We start from the raw sequence: 19,257 nt of genomic DNA, 5'->3' as shown, positions 1-19,257 counted from the left end.
AAGACAGATCGATCGATTGAAAGAGAGTCTCTCGCCCCCACCTCTCAACCCCCGAAGAAAGTGTTGCTTCACCGATGAAGAGGCAGGTCTACTGGCTCGTGTTTCATCCTTCTGTCGACCTTCCCTCGATTGCTCGAAGTGGCTATTTCAACAGTCGTCCACACTCACAGTTGCGGGGACAGCTTCGGCTTATTTACCGAATTCCCTTTTAAACCATAAAGGTACCAATTCATCGTTCACATACTATATATTGTGTTTTATTTACTTTTTTAATCTAACATATTGTGTTTGTAGTTGTACATAGGAACAAAGTCTACATACAAAAGGCAGACATCTAAAAATGTCTGCCCTCTCTTTTTTACATATATACGATGATCGCTAGCACTACCGCCAGCACGATACGGTAGATCGCAAATGGTACTAGTTTGATTCGCGATACCAATTTCAAGAAAAACTTGATGGAGATAAGTGCGAATACAAATGCACTAATAAAACCTACTACATAAAACCCAATATCATCCATATTAATTTGTTCCCAGTTTTTTAACACAGAAACTAAGCTTGCCCCAGCCATAATTGGAACTGCCATTATGAACGTAAAATCTGCAGCTGTTTTATGACTCATCCCGAATAGTACCCCACCGGAAATGGTTGCTCCTGAGCGAGAGAACCCTGGCCATAAAGATAGACATTGTACCAAGCCCACTTTAAATGCTTGCCCATACGAAATTTGATCTAAACTAACGATGGATGGTTTTTTCGGTCCAAATTTATCCGCAATAATCATTAAAATAGCTCCGGCCACAAGACTAATAATTACGTATTCTACATGAAATAAGTAATCATCGATAAAATTTTTAAAAGCAAATCCTAAAATAACTGCAGGAAGCATTCCGACGATTACATGTAACAAATTGAACTGCTTGCTCGACTGCTCAGTCTCTATTTTATATAGTCCTACTAAACTAAACAATCGTTTCCACATCACCACAACTACCGCTAAAATGGATCCTAACTGTACAACAATTTTAAATGTATTTGCTGAATACATTCCTAAAAAGGTCTCCGTCTTCAGCCACATATCATCAACAATAATCATATGACCTGTGGACGAAACAGGAGCAAACTCTGTCATACCTTCTACAAAACCTAATATTAATGCCTTTATTAATTCTAAAAATTCCATAAAATCTCCTTAGTCACGTTTTTTTGAAATACCAACCTAAAAATATAATACCAATAATAGCTAAAATAATATACACTACATTGGAGTATATATCCATATACCCTACAATTTCATCCCAATTTTCACCGACCGCTGCTCCCACTGAAACTAACACTGTATTCCAAATTAGAGTTCCTAATGTCGTGAATAAAAGAAATAACCCAAAACTCATCCTCGACATCCCCGCGGGAATCGAAATAAGACTTCTAACAAGTGGAACTAATCTTCCGAAAAACACGGCCCAAACGCCATATTTCTCAAACCATACATTTGCTTTTTGGACATCTTTAGTCGTTAGCCGTAACAACTTACCGTACTTCTGCACAATTTTCTCCAAACGATTTACATCTAATAATGAACCAATCCAATATAAAATTGCAGCTCCTCCAACCGAACCAGCAGTTGAAGCAATAACAATCCCTAACCTGGTCATCGTTGTAGTTGTCGTCATAAATCCACCTAGTGTTAAAATGACTTCGGAAGGAATTGGTGGAAAAATATTTTCGATTAATATTAACAAAAATACGCCTAGATAACCAAACTGACTGAGCCAGTCCGTAATCCATGCTTCCATTATACTTTCACGTCCTCGAATTTAATATGTACCGACCATAGTTCCGATTGACTACCTAAACGAATTGGAGGACCCCAGAAACCAAATCCAGAAGAGACGATTGCATGCAAGCTTCCTTTTTGTTTATACCCATAATCCAGCTCAAATAACTTCCTTGTGAATAAATGGTTTGGCCACATTTGACCTCGATGCGTATGACCAGACACGTGAAAATCTACTCCTTCTTTTTCAGGAATCAGTAAATTAGAAGGGGTGTGATCCATAACAAACCAAGGAAGGTTACGTTGGTCTGGCGCTAAATCTGCCAGCTGCTTTCTTTCTTTATTCGTCAAGTCTTCCCTGCCAGTTAAATAAAACGAATCTGCCAACAAAATAGTTTCATCTAATAACATGCAGACCTTGGATGCTTCCATCTCTTCTACTAAAAGCGGAATTTTTTTGCCATAGTATTCATGATTTCCGAGTACCCCATAAACACCATACGTAGAAGTAAGTTGCTTCATCACTTCGGACATGCCATTTTTCACGAACCAAATTGGATCGTCATCCACTAAATCCCCAACGAGTAATATTAAATCTGGTATTTCTTCGTTTGCTTTTTTCACAAATCTTTTTAAATGCTTTTTATTGGATAATAAACCTAAGTGAAAATCAGACGCAACGACTACTTTTAATTCTGTAAGATTGGAATTCTGTTTAGGCATTTTAATAGAAAGTTCGCGAACTATTGGAGTATACGCATTATATGTGCCTTTTATCAAAATCCATGCAAATAAAAGGAAAACAACATAGCCTACTGTTTTTAATTGACTTGGGAAAATCCACGTTATTAATGTGGCAATCGGAAAAAGAAGCACCCCGTATTCCATAATAATCATCCAGTAAGATCCCGCAATACTAAATAACCGCAGACTATGATTGATTCTTCCAATGATAAATCCATATGCGATAAGCGCCCAGACAATTCCAAAGAGCCAGTGGTTTATAGGAAAGAATACTTCCAGCCAGGTGACTACTGTCCACCCAAAGTAAAAGACAATTGCCGAATATAAGATGATTACTAATGTAGCAGCACCAATTCTTTTCATTTCAGTTCTCCAGTATTTGTATTTTTCATTTAGTATAGCAGATTTTATAGGACTACTCTCCCCTAAGCCTCAAGACCGATATGAAAATCATGTTCTAGCCCGTTTGGATAAGTTGGTGGAATTGATAAGCTATGTATACAAACGAAGGGAGGAACAATCATATGAAAAAATTTGGCTTATTGGCACTCGGTATAATCGCAGGAATAGTTGCACTAGCAAGCTTAGGTTCTTTAATAGGTCTTGCAATATCAGCATTAGTTGTTTTTGCGGGGGTACATTTTTACTTAAAAAGCGATTCTACGTTTTTGAAAATTTTTTGGGCAACTGTAGGAATCATCGGATTATTTTCAGCGGTTGCAAACGTACCTGGTTTCTTCGGGATTTTAGCAATCGTGACCGTGTTATATGTTGTGAAAAAATGGAACAAACAATCATTTTGTTTTTCTAAATCAATCGTAAAATCAGATGATCCATTTGTAAATTTCGAAAAACAATGGAATGAACTTTCAAAATAAGGAGGAAAATAACATGACATCACTTTTTAAAAGACTAAAATATTCAGTAGAGGCAGACTTACACAAATTATTTGATAAGAAAGAAGAGAAAAATCCAATCGCGATGCTCAATCAATACATTCGTGAAGCGGAGAAACAAACAGAACAAACTGGTAAATGGTTAGAACGCCAAGGAAAATTAAAACAAGCGCTTGAAAAAGAACTTGGAGAGACAATACTAATGGTTGAAAAGCGCAAAACTCAAGTAGAGCTTGCAACTGTTAGTGGCGAAGAAGATTTAATAGCATTTGCCCAAGCAGAAGTGGATGCTTACAGCGAAAGAACTTCTGTCTTACAAAATAGTATTCTCCAAACTACCGAAGAACTTTTCGGTCTAGAGCGTAAATACGAAGAGATGAAACATAAAATTAAAGATATGAAAGTTCGTCAACTGCAATTAATGGGGAAAGAAAACGTTACACGTGCCCATCACCAAATGGATCGCATCCTGCAACCAGAACAAAAAGAAAAGAGTTTCGGTACTTTCCAAGAGATGGAACAATACATTGAACGCCTTGGAACAAAGATAGAAAAAGAACATGAAGTCACTTCTATGGAACAACGTTTAGAAATGTTAGAAAAAAATGCACAACCCAAAGCGGAAATTGTGTAAACTATAAGAAAAGCATGAGCGCTCTCGGAGCAAAGGCATTGGAGTCTGGATAGTCTAAAAGGGGGAGAAATCTTCTCCTCCATATCTTTATGTGAAGAAGGAGGAATACTTAATATGAAAGAAAACCGAACAAACAAGCTTGCGTTTATTCTCATTTGTTTTGTTTTTCTTATGTTTATCGAGGCTACAGTTTTTGGGAATGGCAGCATTGTATTAGTCCTTCTTGGCATCGGGATGATTTATTTTAGTTTACGAAGACGTGCACGTTTTTTATTCTGGGGTGGATGTATTTTTATTGTCATCGCTATTTTTTCTATGTGGAGTTTACGTCTGCTACTTATTGGTATCATGATATATGTACTTTATAAACTTTGGAGAAATGAACCGATTCGTCAAATGATACGACCATTTGACACTGTATATAATGAAACTCCCAATAGTATCATTCAGAACAAACTATTTTCTGCACAAACTACTCCGTTTAATGCGTATGAATGGCAAGATGTTCATGTGCAGAGTTTCTATGGAGAGCATGTGATTGATGTAACACAAACCGTATTACCAAAAGGTACTTCCTTTATTTCTATTCGTCAGTCACTTGGAAAAGTTACAATTTATGTTCCATATGAAGTACCTGTTAGGCTCCATTATGCAACGATTATTGGAGAAGCGAATATTTTTGGTCGTGGAATTCAACGTTTATGGAATCAGTCAGTCGTGTTAAAAGATGGGTATTTAGAGGATGTTGCATACGCTTCAGAGCTCGTCATCACCGTTTCCACTTGGATTGGGGATATTGAGGTGATTCGTAAATGAAGATATTCTTCGGTCAAGGCTTTTCCTTCTTTTTTATTTTATTAGCGCTTGCAGCAGTGCTATTATATGCACTTTGGGGATGGCCCAATGATTCAGAATGGTGGTCGTTACTGGAGACTACATATGCACAAATCCCTTTAGGTGCTTGGATTATTATAGTATTAGCGTTTATGAGTTTTAGTTTTTCATTGAACACACTTCTAAAAGTACGCGATCAAGAAAAGAAAATTGAAAGAAGCTTAAGACCTTTGTTGGAGGCAGAAACATTCGTACCAACTAAGATAAAATATGCTTACTCCAAGCGACTACATGTCACGACCATTCAATTAGAGCAGCTCATTTTGACCCAGCGAAAAACATTGCAACGTATTACGAATGAAAAAGCAGAAGCACAAGATAAGCTTATTCAGGAACGAATCGTGCAAGAAAGACAGCGCTTGGCAAGAGAGCTGCATGATTCAGTTTCACAGCAATTGTTTGCCGCATCTATGCTTCTTACTACCATGGTAGAAATAGAAGAGTCGCAGCAAAGAGAAGTGTCAAAAACATTGCTACAAACAGAAAAAATTGTACAGCAAGCTCAGTTAGAAATGCGCGCATTGTTACTTCATTTACGCCCAGCTGCTCTGCATAATAAGACGTTAAAGCAAGGAATGGAAGAACTGCTCTTGGAGCTTCAACAAAAAGTATTTTTTACCATTCGTTATCGACTAGAAGAGGTTTCCTTACCAAAAGGTGCAGAGGATCATTTATTCCGTATCGCTCAGGAAACATTATCGAATACCTTGCGACATGCAAAAGCTACTGAAGTAGACATATTATTCGTGGAACGAGACAATCTCGCTATTTTCCGTGTACAGGATAATGGGATCGGCTTTGATGTCTCAGACGGGAAAACAGGTTCTTACGGCTTAGATAACGTCAAGGAAAGAGCCGTTGAAATAGGTGCTACTTGCAAAGTAGTATCCGTTCCATCACAAGGAACAATTGTTGAGGTAAAACTGCCGATCGAAAGAAGCGCAAGTGCCCAAGAAACTGGACATGAAGAGGAGCGAGAAAATGATTCGAATATTACTAGCGGATGATCATGAAATGGTACGCATCGGCGTATCAGCATACTTGCAGGCCCAGCCTGATATGGAAGTAGTCGCGGAAGCGGTGAATGGTCGCGAAGCGGTTGACATGGCGCTAATCCATAAACCAGATATTATTTTAATGGATATGGTGATGCCCATTATGAACGGTGCGGAGGCTACACGTGAAATTGTGCAAAAGTGGCCTGAAGCAAAAGTGATGATTGTAACGAGCTTTATTGATGATGACAAAGTTTATCCTGCACTCGAAGCAGGAGCAATTAGTTATTTATTAAAAACATCAAAGGCTACTCATATTGCGGAATCCATTCGAAAAACATTGAATGGAGATGCTGTATTAGAGCCAGAAGTGACGAATAAAATGATGAAGCGCATGCGCCAAGGATCCACCCATTCTCTGCATGAAGACTTGACTGATCGAGAGCTAGAAGTACTGCTTCTTATGGCAGAAGGCAAAACGAATCAAGACATAGCGGACACCCTCTTTATTGCATTGAAAACAGCAAAAACACATGTCAGCAATATTCTATCCAAACTGGAAGTGAGTGACCGAACGCAAGCAGTTATCTATGCATTTGAACATCAACTTGTTCCGCCGAAAAAATAACCTATGCGAGTTGTTCATCATATGCTAGTGAAAAGATGGAGTAAAGGATGTTTGTATACATGTTTCCTGAAGATCCCCATGATGAGTTACCGACTCGTGTAGGTTTGGCTGTAGGGTTAGTTGGATCTGTCATTATTTCCATTGGCTTTATCATTAATACAATAGGTGAGGGCATTGCGTTATCTGAAATAAATCGTAAAGATGAAATCGATAGGAAAGCAAGCTTGCGGAATAGGGAACACTTTAACCAAATCCAAAGAAAATTAGATTTTTTGTTAAGCGAAATAGATGAATTGAAAAGAAGAGGATGACCTTTAGGGAGAGGGTGTCCTCTTTTTGGTTTGGGCTCTCGTTCGGAGGCGGTTGCTCTATTATGCATTTTTTTCTTCGAATGAAAAAAGGAAGATCTATACAATCATCCTTTTTTCTATTTGTTTCAACCATTCTTCTACTTCTTTATCCGTAACAAAGTGGTGTACTTTATGATTAAGTTTATTAAATTTCATTTGAAATGATGGTTTCATTTGCTCTTCGAAGTATCTATTCCATTTGAACATTCGAAAAAAAATAGTGAGTGTCGGTTTGTAATTTGCTTTTTCAACTTTTAAGAGCTGACGAATGTATCGTGCAACTATTCGCCAGGATCGTCTCTTAACAGTAATATCTAAAAAGATAATTTGATCAGCTGCTCGCAAACCGGGATCTGTCCAATCTATATGAACCCCTTCTATCACCCAATCATCCAGTGCAACTGCGTTATGTAACAATTGATTGCGCACTTCAATTTCATTTCGAATACCACCTGGGGAATGACGGCTCCAAACGAAGTTATCCGTTTCAAAGTGTGGTACTTGCAACTTTCTTGCAACTTTGCGTGCTAACGTTGTTTTGCCACTCCCCACCGATCCTACTATATAAACTTTCATTATTTATTCCATTGTAGCGCGATTTAAAGCATGAATAATTCCAGCATGGACACCTTCATGCCAAACCATAAATTGCACAATAGCTTCTACTGTATCCATTTGATACAATTTCCCGATTGCCATTGGTTCTGTTAATTGGTTTTGTATATTATTTTCGAGTGCTGTTTTTATTCGTGCCGGTTGTGCTTCTAATGCTTGTATCAGTTCTTCCATTGCAGGAGGCTCTACTTGCCAATTATCCGGGTTTGTTCCAGGAACAAATAGGGGTAACCACTCTGAATTCACGGGCTCATAGGAAGGAATTGCTCGTTTCGTAAGTGATTCCATTGTTGCAAATACATGTCCAATGTTCCAACGGATTGTATTGTTGAATCCATTTGGCTTTACGTCCCAAGCGGCCTCATTACTCTGTTTAAATTTTCCTAATGTATACATTCGTGCGAAGTTTAATTGATTTAAAATCTCCATTAGAAACATCTCCCTTTTGTGTTTTTCCAACTATTTTATTCTTTATTCCAACTATACCATGAAAAATCCCAACTAAATGCTCTAAAATTCCAACTAACACTTCATATTTTCCAACTACTCAATCCGAATCTTGATTCTCTCCTAATAAAATGGTATTTTCAATACATTATGATAATAAATGTCGCAAAGGAGGAAATCTCATCGATAATCAACGAATAATACCTAAAACTGTACAAGTATATAAACGTTTGCTTAACCGTTTACCTCGAGACCAAAATATCTATCTCGAAATAGAAAAAAAGATTAAAGCAGCAGAAGCAGGATTTAGAGGAGAATGCTATGTTGACAATTTCTTAAAACAAGTGACCTTCCCCAAACACTACGCCATATTAAAAGAACTTCATATCCAAATTAACCAAAATAATTATTTGCAAATCGATACCCTCATCCTTACAAAAAAGTATATTGCCATTTTAGAAATCAAAAATATCCGAGGCAAAATATATTTTCAAAGAAACCCTAAGCAACTGATCCGTGAAGTCGATGGCGAAACAACCTCCTTTAAATGTCCCGAACAACAACTAAAACGACACGTCAAAAAATTGCAATTTCTCTTACAAAACTTCAAAATAAGCATTCCCCTTAAGAGCTTAATAGTGTTCGCGTATTCACAAACTCAAGTTGTCCTTCCCACACAAATGAATTTATCCCAAAACCTATCGCACAAAACTATTCAATCAATCTCTCGCTAATAAGAACTGGTTTATTTTGTCCAAATTGCCTCATTAAATTGAAAAGCCAAAGCAAATGCCCAAAATGTAAAACCCCAAAAACCTTGATGCAAAAACAAGCAATGGAAGATTGGTTTTACCTGGTCAAAAATACTATTTCCAATCGCGAATGTGTTTACTTTCTAGAGCTGAAAGACAAGTATGCTGCAAACTACTTGTTAAATAAGGTCGGTCTCCATCCAGTGAATGACCACAAATCCAGACACTATGTTTTACAAAGAACTCTCGAAACAAAAAACAACGGTCGCTAACTAAAAGCGACCGTTTTTTCTTACTTAAATTTCCCTTTCCAACTAACTACGCTATTTTCCAACTAAATCCTCCAGAATTCCAACTAAAGCATTCATTTTTCCAACTAACCCTCTCAGAATTCCAACTAAAATCATTTTCACTCAAAAAAAGCGGGAAACCCCGGCTCAGGTTTCCCGCTTTTGTTATACTGTCGCTATTTTTACAGTTACTTTAAATAAATCCCCGTCTACTTCCATTTGCAGACTGCCTCCATGTAAATCCACAATGGATTGTGCAATTGCAAGACCTAGACCTGATCCATCTGTGTGTCGGGAAGTGTCTGCTCGCTTGAATCGCTCGGTTAATTCATTAACGTCATTACCAAGTTCATACTTCGCTATATTTTTAATAACGAAAACGGCTTCTCTATTGACTTGGTCTAAATTGATATACACTCGAGTATTTGGGAGTGCATATTTCAATGTGTTAATGATTAAGTTATCGAGTACTCGCCACCATTTTTGGCCATCCACATAAGACATAATAGGTTTTGTACCGATCGTTACACGGTATTCAAGTCCTGATTTATCAATATCTTCTTGATGCTCTGCAACGGCTTGTTGCAATAATTGCGTAAGATCTACTTTTCGCTTATCTAGTTCCATATTGCCCGATGCCATTTTAGACACTTCAAACAAATCTTCAATTAATGTTTTCAATCGCATTGATTTTTTATCCAATATCGCAATATAGGATGCTCGCTCTTCATCCGTTATGCTTGGATTTTTCAACAAATCGGTATACGTAATGATGGATGTTAATGGTGTCCGTAAATCGTGACTTACATTGGTGATTAGTTCGGTTTTCAATCGTTCACTTTTTGCTTGTTCGGAATGAGAAGATTTTATTCGACCACGAAGCTCGTTCAAACTTGCTGCATGCTCTGCAATTGGCGACTTCCCTTTTACGTCTATTTCATTTCCAATAACACCTTTTGCCATTTCCTCCGTTTTCACGATGATTCGGTTCAAGTGAGCCATTCTAGATAATAAAAATAGTAGAACTGGAATACCGATGAATAGAGTAGCCGGAATCCAAACAATAATAACTTCTGGTACGGCGAATACCATCATCGTTCCAAATCCCCAAAAGAATATAACAATCAACATAATAAGTGTTTGAACACCGATGGAACGCTTTAAGAAAAAACCTTTCAATGATCTGCTCCCGTTATATATTAAACTTTGTTTCCAATCTATCTTGCCAAGTCCTGTTCGCAGCCAGCTCCATTGATACAATGTGAAACCTGTAAAAAGTATTGCGAAAAGACTAGTGAATATAGGTAGATCCCAGCCTTTATAATAAAAAATATTGTCTATTAGCCCTTTTGTAGCCGTAATAGCTACAAAAATACTTATAAAAAACAATGCTATTCGTACATCTATCGGTAAGCTACGATACTTTTGTTCCCATTCCTCATGTTGGAATTTCTCCATACTTTTTCTCCATAGCAAAACAAAAGCGATGGCAGCAAATAAACCCGCAACTAGTACTCCATAAAAAGTTCGTTGATTCGTTAAAAAGTATTTGTATTGATGTGCTCTGTGCCCATTTAATATACTATCGTCCGGAATAGCAACCGTACCTTCAAATCGTGCAATCGGATTTCCTAATAGCTCTTGAACATTCCCGTAGCCTTCCGCATTTTCATAAGCAGTTCTTTCTTTTAAATAACCATAGTTACTGGAGTATTTCTTAGCAAATGCATTGTTCGACTTAATGTCCCCACTTGTAAAACGTTCGCCTGTTTCTATATTTTTTAAGTCATAGTTAATGTCTTCATTGTCATTCAAGAAATCATTTTTAGCTCTTTCGATTGATTTAAAATAAGCATCGACTTGTGCTTCTTTTTCTAATCGAATCTTTTTTTCTACATAACTATCGTCCGTAAAATTTTTAGTGATGTCATCTAACTTTTTATCGCGTTCTGCATTCGATGCTTTGTCTGTTGCCATTTTAGGCGCTACCGTTGTTGTTCCTCCTGTTGCACCTTCTTCTACTTTTGTTTCTGTGGTGGTTGTTTCTTCATACTGTTGCTTGATGGATTCCAACTGACTTTCTAAATCTCCGTATCTGAAACGATATTCCTCTATTTCATCCGCTGTCACCGTTATTTTTTTCTTCACTTCTTCTTTATCTGGAACTGCTAAAACTAGCGGAACAATAGACGTTTCAAATTGAGAAAATTCCCTTTGAAAGTCGTCACTATCAAAATAACTCGTTCCTCTAAAATTACGTCCCTTATCTGTCAGTGTAAAAAGCGCAAAAAGTGTTATGACTGCTAGTACACTAAGTAAAACATTTTTACCTATTGTATGCTTCATCCTGCAACTCCCCCTTTCATGTTTTGGATGATTTGTAGAAAGCTTTGGCTAATTTCGACAAATGGGATTAAATTGGCTACGCAATAAAATAAACAAATCAACCCGCAAACAATTGCTAGTAAAGATAAATAGACACTCCACTTACTTGTCGATTTTATAGCCAACGCCCCACACCACCTTTAGATATCTTGGATTTTTCGGATCCGCTTCAATTTTTTCTCGTATTTTCCGTATATGAACCGCCACAATATTTTCTGCGTTGTATGCGGGTTCATTCCAAACGCGCTCGTATATTTCATTAATTGAAAAGACACGTCCTGCATTGACCATTAGTAACTCTGTAATTTTAAATTCGATAGGTGTCAGTTTGACAATTTCTCCTTCGACGGTAAGTTCCTTTGCTTCTTGATTTAACGTCAGTCCATCCACTTCTATAACCTTTTGCTGGCCTTGGTAGGTGCCTAGCTTCGTGTATCTCCGTAACTGCGACTTCACACGTGCCACCAGCTCCATCGGATGGAAAGGCTTCGTCACATAATCATCTGCTCCAACTGATAATCCATGGATTTTATCTGAATCCTCCGCTTTCGCACTCAGCATAATAATAGGAATGTTTTTTTGCTCTCTAATTTTGAATGTCGCTGCAATTCCGTCCATTTTCGGCATCATAATATCTAAAATAATGACGTGAACTTCATTTTCTTCTATTAATTGCAGTGCTTCTAATCCATCTGCAGCTTTTAGAACGTTATATCCTTCATTTTTTAAGTAAATTTCAATACCATCGCGAATATCTTGGTCATCGTCCGTTACTAACACTGTAAACTGTGCCATTTTCTTACCTCCTCGATCCGCACAATGCGGGTCATTCATCCGTTGCCACAGGATGCCTTCCCTAATCTCTCTTATGTTTCTTATTGTACCCTTCATTTCTTAACATTCCAGCAGGATAAATATGAAGAAATTCTTAAGAAACTCTTTATCTATAGAAAATAAATTGCTAATCGAGACCAACTTCCTTAGAAGAGCAACCATTTAAAAAAAAGCTACATCTAGTGTAACTTTTTATCCAAATAATGGTCTAATGTATAAACAGGAGGTGCAATAAATGAGAAAAGCAAAAAGAGTTGCCTGGATTTTACTACTGTGTACTTCCTTACTCGTTTTAGCGAGCTGCGGAACTAGTAATGTTAGCTCTACAACGGGTAGCGAAGGCAAAGATAATAATATATCTACAAGGCTTGTCCTAGACGCAGATGGTGAAGGTTCTTTTATTATTAAAAATGAATCAAAAAAGGAAGTTGTTCTGACCTCATCGAGCGGACAACAAATTGAGTTTCAACTTTTGAATGAAGCGAAGGAAACAATGTACACCTACTCCGCGAACAAAATGTTTATGCAAGGAACAGTGGAGAACAAACTACAACCAGGGGAAGAGTGGATCATTCCGCTAAATCTCCAAGCAGAACTTGCAGGAGTACCATCCGGAACTTATAAGTTGGTCGTTTGGTCAACTACAGATGGACTTAATGATCTTAAAATCGAGACCACCTATAAGTGGACTGGAGCTATTACTACTGAAGCACCTAAAAAACTAGTTGTGGAGAAACAAGAAGTCATTTATATCGGTCAACAAGATCTTCATTCCATCGAAGTGGAAAATCTAGAGGGTACAACAGAAGTAATGCGACTATCCGAGCTGGCTTCCCCTTTCTTTGAAGGGTTAGAGAAAGGAAAACATATCTTCGTAGAGTATGTAGTGGAAAATGAACAAAAAGTTATCCAATCTGCACGTCTAGGGGAATAAAATTGTAAAAGCACTATCCTTCTAAATTGGGGATAGTGCTTTCAATAAGCTACCTACTTCTTAAGCTACTTTTCTATTTGACTTACTACCAACCGTTAAAACCACAATACTCCCTAGCAATAACAGTATGCCGATCCAAGACATTCCACCAAGTACTTCTCCCACGATGAATACCCCTAGAATAGCAGCTGTTGTTGGTTCCGCTAAGGAAAGTGTCAGCGCCGATGAGGAAGGAATTCTATGTAGGCCTCTCGCATACAACACATACGCAACACTTGTTGTGGCAAGGCCTAAGTAAAAGATTATCCCGACGTTTCCTGCATCCTTTAACCAGCTAACATCATATATAAAGAAGAAAGGCATCAGTAATAGCGCACTAGTGGAAAAAGTCATTGCCACAGCAGGAATAGCCTCCACTTTTTGTAACAAAGATTTACTGGAAAGCGTATAAAATGCGAATATTAGCCCTGCGATAAGTGAGTAAAGGATGCCAATAGGATTGATCGTAATTTCTCCTTTATTTAAAAACAAAAACAAACAACCTACAATTGCAAATGAAGTGGATATTCCCCAAACTTTAGAAGGTCGTAACTTTAGAAATACCCATTCAATGATTCCTGAAAATACTGGAGCACTCCCAATTGCTACAACACTTGCAATAGCAACTCCTGTTAATAAAACCGATGAAAAAAACAATAATTGAAAGAGCGAAATACAAATAGCTGCATATAACGTTTCTTTCCATGGCCATGTTTTGAAATTAATTTTTTTTAATAGAATCATAATTACTAATAGAGAAAAACCACCTACTGTAGAACGTCCAGCACTAATAATAAAAGGGTGGGCACTATCCGGTAAAAATGTTTGCGCAGTTCCCGTCGTACCCCATAAAATGGCACCAAGTAATACAAATATGTATGGCAGAAAAGACATTTTTTCACTCCCCCAGTTCTTCTTTTATTAACTTTCCATATAGCACATATTGAGATACATACAATCGTATCATATACTAATAATGATAGGAGGCATTTACCTTGTATATGACAGTAGAAGAAACTGCAAATTATTTATCAATGCCTATTGAACAAGTAAAACGATATATTGCGGAAAAAAAGATTCGTGCTATTTTCGACGGAGAAGATTATTACGTAAATAGCGCTCAATTTGAAACACATTTACAGCAAGTAGAAGAAATAAAACGCCAAATTGACGAGTGGCGAAACACGCCGATTCCAGATGATATTGACGTGAAGGATGAGGACTAATGCATATAAAAAAGGCTTTCCCCAATTTGTGGGAAAGCCCTTTTATCATGGCTCTTTCACAGAGAAATGTGCTATAACTTTAAACTATTCAGTTTATATCTTATCCAACTAAACAGCCTTAAATAATGGAAGATCATTTCGCGATGCGAAGCTTATTTCAACATCTTACATGCTTGCGTTTAAAACCAATTCTTCCTTGATCGACTCCTTTTTGAATGGTTTCGAAAGCATTTAGGAAACTGCTTTTTTTCTCGTCCCGTTTGATTTCAACTATTCCAATTGCCTTTGCAGTCTCGACTGCCTTTTCATGGAGTGGCAAATATGAAATCCCCACCGTATATACAAAATTATTCATAGAGGATTTCGCTCGTTCTGGCGAATGATGAATCGTATTTTTCACCATATCAAGCATATTGAAAATCTTACTTTCTGAGAATTCAACGTCCTTTCGATTCCCTAAAAGCCAACAGTAGCAACTCCAACCCGCTGACATTCTCAGCTCCTCGTCGCTTGCAATCCATTTATCAGCAACTTCTTGCGCAATATCTGACTCAGATAACGTTACGGCCACTATAAAATCGGATATCATATAAAAATACGCCGCATCCATCCAACGATCATAATCCGATTCCGTCATAGCTTTTGGGTCTGCAATAATGCCTGCAAAGTACATCGCATCGTAGTTCCCTGTGGCATACAGCTCTTCAGCTAAAGGCTGATTTATCTTTATTTTTTTTACGATTGGTTTCATAGCACCTGTTGCTACACCAAAAAGCGGCTCATGTGCACCATTGGACATGTACATTTTTTTAGATCGTTCCTTGCCAAGCGCTTCAAGCTCCTGCATAACCATTTCTAAATTCATTTTTTAGCACTTCCTTCTCTTTGGAGTTTCTCTCCTAATATTTTTCCCATCAAATACATCACCATTAACCTATAACAAACTACCATTTGTCAGTAAAACTACCGTCTAAGTGCATGAGCATCATGCAGGAATCCACTTAATCCATGTTGGTACTGTGCTCTTGGACTGGTGGTAAGAAAAACAAGGTTTTGCATTCGTACCTTTCGAAATTGGAAAGTGAATCTTCAACTAACGCACCTCGTTTATTGAAGAGGGAATAGCATTATTATGCCTTTTATAAAAAAATTTCTATTCTAATTTATCATTTAAGTTCGATTTTATTTCCTCTAATAATTTATACTGCTTATCTTGTTTCTCTAAAATCTTATCTGTTAATCCTTCTAACGTTTTTGTAATAGACCATAAAAAAATCCATAAAAATAGAATAACTCCAAAGGCTTCTATAATAATCACCACCCTTTACTTTTTACTTCAAACTGATTAACTAATCCAATGTATTTGTTGCACTAACCCCGCAGTTAATCAAGAAAGAAAAACATCCTTAAAGTAATGCGTCGTTAGCTTAAGAAGGATTTTTAATTTCTATCTTCTGTCTCCTCCGGGAAAAAAAACGCCATATATAAAAGATAGTCCATGCTATTACTAACACTAACAACCGAACATACTGATATTTTTGTTCACCATAAAATATAATGATGCTTCCTATAATAAACGTTGGTACCGCCAAATAGAACCACATTCTTACTTCCTAGTTTTTAAAACTTATTTCAAATCGCTCACTCATATACTCCACCCCATTTATATCTTTGTTCAAGAAGGTTCTTTTGTAAATATTATATTATTTATCGTCGATTCCTTATTACGCTATCCCCGTTAGTTTAATAACAATAAAGGCTGTCCCTTGATAAGGCTGTTCTTCTAAAACCCCCTTTTACTGCAATAAGGACTTTTAGAATCCCAAGATTATTTAGAACTCCTTATGACTGTAAAAGATAAACTCGACAAAATAAACGAAAAAATTATTAGTATTGGTGCTACAACAATAATTACTAATAGGTCAGTTTTAACATTCCAAGGTACGTAAGAATTCCAAAATACACCTGTAAGTTTCCATAATGTTGAAAAAATAAATATTGTGAATACAAAATAAATAACTTTTGCCAATACTTGATTCATCATATTTAAACCCCCAAAGTATTGAAAATGCTATTTGTTACAAAATAAAACTTCCTTCCTCAACTGATCTCCCCCCGATAGTTGAATAACTAAATCACCAATATTCCTCAGTATTTAAATGTTAATTCTAAAATTAATCTTACCATATCACTAATTAACCCTTTTATATAATTAGAATGTTTTGACAAAAATATAAAAAAGCATTGCGTTAGCAATGCTTTTTTATATTTTTGTGTTATTTGATGTTTTGTACCACTCAACTGAACAGTCTACTTCGATTGAGGGGAAAGCTCTTTTTTACTTTAGATCGTAATCATAAACCCTGCTCGTTTGCCGATGATTTCTGCGTAATCCTCTACCATGACACTTGCAGTTGGGTACATTCCTGCTCCAGGTCCAACGAGTGTTAGTGTACCGATATAGTTTGTATCTAGGGCGACCGCATTGTTTACTGCTTCAATTGCGTATAAAGGATGGTCTGGACCGACAAGTTGTGGGCCTACTGATGCAAAAAGTTCTCCATTTTCATCCTGCTCGATTTCTGCCACATGGCGATAACGAAGCCCTTCTTGCTTTGCTTTTTTCACATCTTCTAATGAAATGCCGTCAATTCCAACCACTGGCACATCATCCCAATTTGGTTGCTTCTTAAATGCAAGCGCACTTAATATCATCAACTTACGAAATGCATCTTGGCCAGAAATATCATTATACGGATCTGCTTCCGCATAGCCTAAATCTTGTGCTTCTGTTAATGCATCATTGAACTGGCATTCATTTAAACGCATTTGCGTCAAAATGTAGTTAGACGTACCGTTCAATATTCCTTGAATTCTTTTCACTGAATTCACTTGAAGTAAATTTTTCAACGTTTTAATAACAGGAACTCCACCAGCTGTTGTTGCTTCGTATCCGATAAATACTCCACGTGATTTTGCACGCTCGTGAAGAGGAATACTATATTTAGAAAACATTACTTTATTTGCCGTAATCACGTGACATCCTTTATCAATCGCTTTACATAAATAGCCATATGCTGGCTCTTCATTCACAATGGCTTCAAACACAACTTGAAGTCCTGGAATATTAATAATATCCTCGAAATCGTCTGTTACGAGTACCCCAGGTGTTTGGATTCTTTCTTTCGCTAAATTATTTACGAGAATGGCACTAATTTCGATGTCCAATCCTAATGATTTTTTTAAGTCTTCTTTTTTTTCATTCACAATATGATATATTCCTTGACCTACTGTTCCAAAACCTAGAATTGCTGCTTTTATTTTTGCCATACTTTCTCCTCCAAATGAATCTGCACAATTGAGCTTCCATCCACATATTCTAATAAAATATCGAATTTTCAATCCGATTGACTATTTTACATATTGTAGACTATTTTTGCCCAATTAACAACAAAATTCTATCTAGAGAGGACATTTGTGCTTTCTACAAGTACTTTATCAAGCGCATTTCGCAAATCCTCTACTGCTTCTAGACCTACCGACAAGCGGATTAAGTCTTCTGTAACACCAGATTTCACTAAGTCTTCTGGCGTCAATTGTTGATGAGTTGTAGATGCAGGATGGATAATTAGTGATTTCGCATCCCCAACATTTGCTACATGCGACCAAATTTCAATATTGTCAATAATATGTCGGCCTGCTTCTTTTCCACCTTTCACTCCAAACGTTAAGATAGAACCGAAACCATAGTTTAAGTATTTTTGTGCAAGTTCATAGGATGGGTGTTCTTCTAACCCAAGGTAGTTAACCCATTCTACCCCTTCATGATTGGATAGATATTCTGCTATTTTTTGTGCGTTTTCGTTATGTTTTGGTACTCGCAGATGAAGTGTTTCTAAACCTTGTAAAAAAGAGAATGCTGCTTCCGGGCTTAAAGAAGGACCGAAATCACGAAGCAGTTGAACACGTAGTTTAACTGCAAACGCTACATTTGGAACATCAATTCCATATCGTAAGCCATGATAGGTTACGTCTGGTTCTGTAAATCCAGGAAACTTTTTAGAATCCCAATTAAAATTCCCTCCATCTACAACTACTCCTCCGATTGTTGTTCCATGTCCACCAATCCATTTTGTTGCTGAATGGATGACTACATGTGCACCGTGTTTAATCGGGTTTGCACCATATGGACTTGCAAATGTATTATCCACAAGTAAAGGTACTCCTACTTCATTTGCAATTGCTGAAACTTTCTCCACATCAAGTACATTTAAGCTTGGGTTTCCAATAATTTCAGCAAAGAATCCTTTTGTTTTGTCCGTTACCGCAGTGCGGAAGTTTTCAGGATCTGTTGAATCAATAAATTTCACTGTAATACCGTAGCGAGGCAATGTATGGGCAAATAAATTAAATGTTCCACCGTATAAATTCTCCGCGGCAATGATTTCATCGCCCGCTCCCGCAATATTCAAAATGGAGAATGCGATTGCTGCCATTCCAGAAGATAAGGCAACAGCAGCTGTTCCTCCTTCTAGTAATGCAACTCGTTGCTCAAAGACATCTACTGTAGGGTTTGTAATACGTGAATAAATATTACCTGACTCTTTTAATGCAAAAAGATTTTGTGCATGCTCTGTATTACGGAATACGAAAGAAGTTGTTTTGTGGATAGGCACTGCTCGTGAACCTGTCACTGGATCTGGTTGCTGACCACCGTGTAAAAGAAGTGTTTCTGGTTGAAGATTTGTCATTTTGAATTCCTCCTGTAAAGTAGTTTAGATGGATGCTTAGGGAGGCTGGAGAGGAGTATTAGG

22 protein-coding genes and 1 riboswitch are annotated in these 19,257 nt (G+C 37.2%); of the genes, 10 read left to right on the top strand and 12 right to left on the bottom strand.

The window, feature by feature from the left end; all coding sequences use genetic code 11:
- Positions 1-63: 63 nt before the first annotated feature.
- Positions 64-244: riboswitch (cobalamin riboswitch) on the bottom strand.
- A gap of 114 nt (positions 245-358) precedes the next feature.
- The 3 genes from ACEPXD_RS01155 to ACEPXD_RS01145 are packed head-to-tail and all read right to left on the bottom strand — an operon-like array spanning position 359 to position 2,887.
- On the bottom strand, positions 359-1,186 hold the full coding sequence (locus tag ACEPXD_RS01155; RefSeq protein WP_391119116.1) for an undecaprenyl-diphosphate phosphatase: 828 nt from the start codon (positions 1,184-1,186) through the stop codon (positions 359-361).
- Between the two features lie 13 nt (positions 1,187-1,199).
- Positions 1,200-1,799 carry a DedA family protein gene (locus ACEPXD_RS01150; RefSeq protein ID WP_391119114.1) on the bottom strand — a complete coding sequence of 200 codons (600 nt, stop codon included), beginning with the start codon at positions 1,797-1,799 and terminating at the stop codon, positions 1,200-1,202.
- Complete coding sequence (locus ACEPXD_RS01145) at positions 1,799-2,887, bottom strand: metallophosphoesterase (protein ID WP_391119112.1); 1,089 nt, start codon at positions 2,885-2,887, stop codon at positions 1,799-1,801. The genes ACEPXD_RS01150 and ACEPXD_RS01145 overlap by 1 nt, the downstream gene beginning before the upstream one ends.
- A gap of 161 nt (positions 2,888-3,048) precedes the next feature.
- Here ACEPXD_RS01145 and ACEPXD_RS01140 point away from each other — a divergent pair, with 161 nt between their 5' ends.
- The 6 genes from ACEPXD_RS01140 (at position 3,049) to ACEPXD_RS01115 (ending at position 6,882) form a co-directional block, all read left to right on the top strand.
- Positions 3,049-3,402 (top strand): ABC transporter permease, encoded by a 354-nt coding sequence (locus tag ACEPXD_RS01140; RefSeq protein ID WP_391119110.1) that lies wholly within the window; start codon positions 3,049-3,051, stop codon positions 3,400-3,402.
- A gap of 13 nt (positions 3,403-3,415) precedes the next feature.
- Positions 3,416-4,054, top strand: a complete 639-nt coding sequence (locus ACEPXD_RS01135; RefSeq protein ID WP_391119108.1) for a PspA/IM30 family protein — start codon at positions 3,416-3,418, stop codon at positions 4,052-4,054.
- 114 nt (positions 4,055-4,168) lie between these two features.
- Complete coding sequence (gene liaF, locus ACEPXD_RS01130) at positions 4,169-4,870, top strand: cell wall-active antibiotics response protein LiaF (RefSeq protein WP_391119106.1); 702 nt, start codon at positions 4,169-4,171, stop codon at positions 4,868-4,870.
- Complete coding sequence (locus tag ACEPXD_RS01125) at positions 4,867-5,955, top strand: sensor histidine kinase (protein WP_391119104.1); 1,089 nt, start codon at positions 4,867-4,869, stop codon at positions 5,953-5,955. Before liaF ends, ACEPXD_RS01125 begins: the two co-directional genes overlap by 4 nt.
- Positions 5,930-6,571 carry a response regulator gene (locus ACEPXD_RS01120; RefSeq protein WP_391119102.1) on the top strand — a complete coding sequence of 214 codons (642 nt, stop codon included), beginning with the start codon at positions 5,930-5,932 and terminating at the stop codon, positions 6,569-6,571. The genes ACEPXD_RS01125 and ACEPXD_RS01120 overlap by 26 nt, the downstream gene beginning before the upstream one ends.
- A gap of 59 nt (positions 6,572-6,630) precedes the next feature.
- Positions 6,631-6,882 carry a hypothetical protein gene (locus ACEPXD_RS01115; RefSeq protein ID WP_391119101.1) on the top strand — a complete coding sequence of 84 codons (252 nt, stop codon included), beginning with the start codon at positions 6,631-6,633 and terminating at the stop codon, positions 6,880-6,882.
- A 96-nt stretch (positions 6,883-6,978) separates the two neighbouring features.
- Here the strand turns inward: ACEPXD_RS01115 and ACEPXD_RS01110 are convergent, their stop codons facing one another.
- Both ACEPXD_RS01110 and ACEPXD_RS01105 read right to left on the bottom strand, forming a co-directional pair.
- A complete protein-coding gene (locus ACEPXD_RS01110) occupies positions 6,979-7,497 on the bottom strand; it encodes a DNA topology modulation protein FlaR (protein WP_391119099.1) in 519 nt (172 codons plus the stop codon).
- Positions 7,498-7,500: 3 nt separating this feature from the next.
- Positions 7,501-7,965 carry a DinB family protein gene (locus ACEPXD_RS01105; protein WP_391119097.1) on the bottom strand — a complete coding sequence of 155 codons (465 nt, stop codon included), beginning with the start codon at positions 7,963-7,965 and terminating at the stop codon, positions 7,501-7,503.
- A gap of 248 nt (positions 7,966-8,213) precedes the next feature.
- On the opposite strand from ACEPXD_RS01105, the gene ACEPXD_RS01100 reads away from it, so the two are divergent.
- Both ACEPXD_RS01100 and ACEPXD_RS01095 read left to right on the top strand, forming a co-directional pair.
- Positions 8,214-8,717, top strand: coding sequence for a nuclease-related domain-containing protein (locus ACEPXD_RS01100; protein ID WP_391119095.1), 504 nt, complete (start codon positions 8,214-8,216; stop codon positions 8,715-8,717).
- 86 nt (positions 8,718-8,803) lie between these two features.
- Positions 8,804-9,007, top strand: a complete 204-nt coding sequence (locus ACEPXD_RS01095) for a hypothetical protein (protein WP_391119093.1) — start codon at positions 8,804-8,806, stop codon at positions 9,005-9,007.
- Positions 9,008-9,190: 183 nt separating this feature from the next.
- Here ACEPXD_RS01095 and ACEPXD_RS01090 read toward each other — a convergent pair whose 3' ends face one another.
- A complete protein-coding gene (locus ACEPXD_RS01090) occupies positions 9,191-11,371 on the bottom strand; it encodes a sensor histidine kinase (RefSeq protein WP_391119091.1) in 2,181 nt (726 codons plus the stop codon).
- A 141-nt stretch (positions 11,372-11,512) separates the two neighbouring features.
- Positions 11,513-12,205, bottom strand: coding sequence for a response regulator transcription factor (locus ACEPXD_RS01085; RefSeq protein ID WP_391119089.1), 693 nt, complete (start codon positions 12,203-12,205; stop codon positions 11,513-11,515).
- Positions 12,206-12,479: 274 nt separating this feature from the next.
- On the opposite strand from ACEPXD_RS01085, the gene ACEPXD_RS01080 reads away from it, so the two are divergent.
- Positions 12,480-13,178 carry a BsuPI-related putative proteinase inhibitor gene (locus tag ACEPXD_RS01080; protein WP_391119087.1) on the top strand — a complete coding sequence of 233 codons (699 nt, stop codon included), beginning with the start codon at positions 12,480-12,482 and terminating at the stop codon, positions 13,176-13,178.
- Between the two features lie 60 nt (positions 13,179-13,238).
- Here ACEPXD_RS01080 and ACEPXD_RS01075 read toward each other — a convergent pair whose 3' ends face one another.
- The gene (locus ACEPXD_RS01075) at positions 13,239-14,111 is read right to left on the bottom strand and encodes a DMT family transporter (RefSeq protein ID WP_391119085.1); all 873 of its coding nucleotides are present in this window, start codon (positions 14,109-14,111) and stop codon (positions 13,239-13,241) included.
- A gap of 101 nt (positions 14,112-14,212) precedes the next feature.
- Here ACEPXD_RS01075 and ACEPXD_RS01070 point away from each other — a divergent pair, with 101 nt between their 5' ends.
- A complete protein-coding gene (locus tag ACEPXD_RS01070) occupies positions 14,213-14,443 on the top strand; it encodes an excisionase family DNA-binding protein (protein WP_391119083.1) in 231 nt (76 codons plus the stop codon).
- A 157-nt stretch (positions 14,444-14,600) separates the two neighbouring features.
- On the opposite strand, the gene ACEPXD_RS01065 is transcribed toward ACEPXD_RS01070, so the two are convergent.
- The 4 genes from ACEPXD_RS01065 to ACEPXD_RS01050 all read right to left on the bottom strand — a co-directional run bounded on the left by ACEPXD_RS01065 (position 14,601) and on the right by ACEPXD_RS01050 (position 19,194).
- Positions 14,601-15,308 (bottom strand): DNA alkylation repair protein, encoded by a 708-nt coding sequence (locus ACEPXD_RS01065; protein WP_391119081.1) that lies wholly within the window; start codon positions 15,306-15,308, stop codon positions 14,601-14,603.
- Positions 15,309-15,596: 288 nt separating this feature from the next.
- Positions 15,597-15,764, bottom strand: a complete 168-nt coding sequence (locus tag ACEPXD_RS01060; protein WP_391119078.1) for a hypothetical protein — start codon at positions 15,762-15,764, stop codon at positions 15,597-15,599.
- 1,022 nt (positions 15,765-16,786) lie between these two features.
- Positions 16,787-17,773: a homoserine dehydrogenase gene (locus ACEPXD_RS01055; RefSeq protein WP_391119076.1), complete on the bottom strand. Its 987-nt coding sequence runs from the start codon at positions 17,771-17,773 to the stop codon at positions 16,787-16,789.
- A 128-nt stretch (positions 17,774-17,901) separates the two neighbouring features.
- Positions 17,902-19,194: an O-acetylhomoserine aminocarboxypropyltransferase/cysteine synthase family protein gene (locus tag ACEPXD_RS01050; protein WP_391119074.1), complete on the bottom strand. Its 1,293-nt coding sequence runs from the start codon at positions 19,192-19,194 to the stop codon at positions 17,902-17,904.
- Positions 19,195-19,257: the final 63 nt, after the last annotated feature.

It is taken from the genome of Psychrobacillus sp. L3 (assembly GCF_042945595.1).
In the GTDB taxonomy this organism is placed as follows: Bacteria; Bacillota; Bacilli; order Bacillales_A; family Planococcaceae; genus Psychrobacillus.
Note: the sequence above shows the minus strand (reverse complement) of the source record. Positions and strands in the feature narration are given on the sequence as shown.